Here is a 1571-nt window from a genome sequence, read left to right as displayed (position 1 = left end):
ACTCTCTTTACTGCCCTTGATGACGCCATGTTGGAGCCCGATCACCACAGATGGAATGCGAAGGTGGGTGATCAAATATTGAAAAGTTCTGTGAGCGTCTGGGAAGTGCTTGCGAATGAGTGGTGCAGATCTTGTCTCGACCCTGATATTAGAAAGTCTTTGACTCTAGCGATTGGAGCCGAGGCCGACGGCGGAAAGTAGATTACCTGGAACAAGTGCCGTTTACATCGCTCGGCGCGTAAGCATGCTACTGATACAGCAGCGCCGCCATCAGCCTCGTGGGCAGCGCGGAGCGTCCCGTCGTCAACACGAACTGCGAGCCCCACTCGTCGGCGAACGACTGCCAGTTGATCAGCCCAGTCAGCCGCACAAGTCGTGCCGCTGATTGATCAGGTTGCCCAGCGCCGCTCGGAACAGGTCGTGATTGCTGCGCTCTTGTCTCGCCTTTAGCCAATTCAAACCTCATCTCTCTTTGCAAGGATTCGATATTCATTCGACCTGAATCTTGCAATTCAATCCACTGTCTGCCGTGCTACAGCCCAGTGCTCTTGGGGCTTGGCGCGTTGTTCGGGGCGGACTAAAGATTAAGTTCCAACCGCGCCGTCTCAATACAGCGAAGATCAATGCCATCGTCCTTCAACTGCTTACACACGACGCCGCGGCCCTTTCGAAAATAGTCGCATTTATTCGGCATTGCCTTCTGCGCCGGGTCATAAAAATCAATGTCMTCAGCCACAAGACATGGCCTATTGCGATGGCAAATTACAACGAGTCCGTGCGCGGTTTTTATATACCAGATATCTTTTCCACTTGGAAATCCGATCTTCCTATATCGCTTTGCAAGTTGAGGATCTATTGACGGATCCACTTCATACAACTTTCCTTCTGCGAAGGCGTGCGCGAGCCATGTAGAAAACCATTCAGGAGCGAACTTAATCAAATCTCGCCACTCCGATTGAATGTGCCCCCCCGAATCCAAAAACGCGACCACTTCCACTCCGAGGCCGTTAAACAGCGGCGACGGTGAGGCAGTACGTTCCACATTCTCTTCGCCGAGAATTTCTTCTCGTGCAAACGCCAAAAATACATTCGCATCAATGACAAGTGATCGCATGCTGCCCTCCTAGAGTTCGAGGCCCAACTGCTCAAACCGGATCTTTGCGAGCCGCTTTGACTCTTCCAGCTTCTCCGGAAAAAATCCTTTTGGCCAAGGCCTCTTGAACTGCCCTTTCTTGTCGATATCAATTATTGTTATTTCATCATCATGCGCGGCTTCGCCGTCTGATTGATTATTACAGACATAGAATAATCTTATATCTCCCTCATTAATTAACCCACTTGCCACGTGTTGCTGAAGTCGCAATATAAGGTGCTCGCTATGGGTCTCCACCAAGACTTGTGTAGTTTGCTCATAGAGCTCCAGCAAATAGTCACCAAGTTCCGCCTGCGCTTTCGGATGCAGATGAAGCTCTGGCTGCTCGACAAAATATGTGGAATCCGGCCCGAGCGCGTAGCCCCCAGCGAGAAATGGCAATACTTGACTATGCCCGAAACCAACGTCCGCGATATTC

General features: G+C 50.9%; 4 protein-coding genes. 1 reads left to right on the top strand and 3 read right to left on the bottom strand.

Features of this window, described 5'->3' with window-relative positions:
• Positions 1-201, top strand: a 201-nt coding sequence (locus AC1D15_RS31445; protein ID WP_477829126.1) for a hypothetical protein, incomplete at its 5' end; no start/stop codon positions are given.
• A gap of 46 nt (positions 202-247) precedes the next feature.
• Here the strand turns inward: AC1D15_RS31445 and AC1D15_RS31440 are convergent.
• The 3 genes from AC1D15_RS31440 to AC1D15_RS31430 all read right to left on the bottom strand — a co-directional run.
• A complete protein-coding gene (locus AC1D15_RS31440; RefSeq protein ID WP_477829125.1) occupies positions 248-493 on the bottom strand; it encodes a hypothetical protein in 246 nt (81 codons plus the stop codon).
• Positions 494-577: 84 nt separating this feature from the next.
• Positions 578-1114 carry a hypothetical protein gene (locus AC1D15_RS31435; protein ID WP_477829124.1) on the bottom strand — a complete coding sequence of 179 codons (537 nt, stop codon included), beginning with the start codon at positions 1112-1114 and terminating at the stop codon, positions 578-580.
• A 9-nt stretch (positions 1115-1123) separates the two neighbouring features.
• Positions 1124-1571 (bottom strand): AAA family ATPase (locus AC1D15_RS31430; RefSeq protein ID WP_477829123.1); only part of this gene is annotated, 448 nt, incomplete at its 5' end.

This window comes from Rhizobacter sp. P2_H2, assembly GCF_056403375.1.
The sequence above is the reverse complement of the archived record's forward strand: the minus strand, read 5'-3'. Positions and strand labels throughout refer to the sequence as shown.

Bases quoted from the DNA above. Each gene is read 5' to 3' on its own strand.
- AC1D15_RS31440 (WP_477829125.1), bottom strand. From the start codon at position 493: ATGAATATCGAATCCTTGCAAAGAGAGATGAGGTTTGAATTGGCTAAA.